The organism is Candidatus Sodalis sp. SoCistrobi (assembly GCF_900143145.1).
Taxonomy (GTDB): Bacteria; Pseudomonadota; Gammaproteobacteria; order Enterobacterales; family Enterobacteriaceae; genus SoCistrobi.
In genome coordinates this window covers 1-875 of sequence record NZ_FRDB01000393.1, presented here as the reverse complement: position 1 = coordinate 875, position 875 = coordinate 1, and the positions used below count along the sequence as shown (strand labels likewise).

Genomic DNA, 875 nt, shown 5'->3' with positions numbered 1-875 from the left:
CGTTTTATGCCGGGCTACAACCCTCATCGGTGGTCAGATTAACCGATGACGCCTACCGCAAGCTGATACGGGCAAAAGCCTTTAGCAATATTACCGATGCCACCATCCCGTCGATTAACCGCTTTTTGCGCATTCTGTTTACTGACCGGGGCAAGGTGTACTGCACCGACGGGCGGGATATGACCATGAACATTGTGTTCGAGTTTCCGCCAACGCCGTCTGACCTGGCGATACTGAAAACGCTGGCGGTGATGCCGGTCCCGAGCGGGGTCGAGGTGAGATTTATCATTGCGCCGACGCCCAATCTGGGCTTTGCGGCAGACACCTATCCGATGGATGAGGGCACATTTTACTGAATGACCTGCACCGCGCAGGTTTTTTTATGGGAGTTTACATGAAATCCAGCCATACCCCCACAAAACACGCGATACCGTTCGGGCAGAACGGCAACAAGCGTGATATCCCGCAGGAAACCAAAACCGGCAGCGGCGAGGCCTCGCTGAGTCTGGGCTTTCCGCCGGAAACGATGGTGCCCAAAGTCTCGGGCGGCATTCCGCCCAGCGGCAAAGACTTTAACGGTATCCTTAATGAACTCTCGTCTATGGGGCGCTGGGCTAATGCCGGGGCGGGCTACCCGTTTGATGCGGCGTTTGCCAACGCCATCGGCGGTTACCCCGCCGGCGCGAAAATCCCAAACTCGGAGAACAGCGGCTTCTGGCTGAACACCGTCGATAACAACCTGGATAATCCCGAAGTGACGGACGACCGGCTGACGGGGTGGGTACCGGCAGAAAACTACGGTATTGCCACGCTATCCGGTCTGTCAAAAGGCGATGTAGCGCTGAGCGCACTACAGGCGGCTAAAGCGCGTATCG

At 56.9% G+C, this 875-nt stretch carries 1 protein-coding gene and 1 pseudogene; both read left to right on the top strand.

The features are described 5' to 3' along the window. Nucleotides 1-356 (top strand): baseplate wedge 1 family protein (locus tag CINSTRO3249_RS16105; protein WP_125933235.1); only part of this gene is annotated, 356 nt, incomplete at its 5' end. Nucleotides 357-394: 38 nt separating this feature from the next. Continuing rightward, nucleotides 395-875, top strand: a pseudogene (locus tag CINSTRO3249_RS16100) (hypothetical protein); the annotation flags it as partial.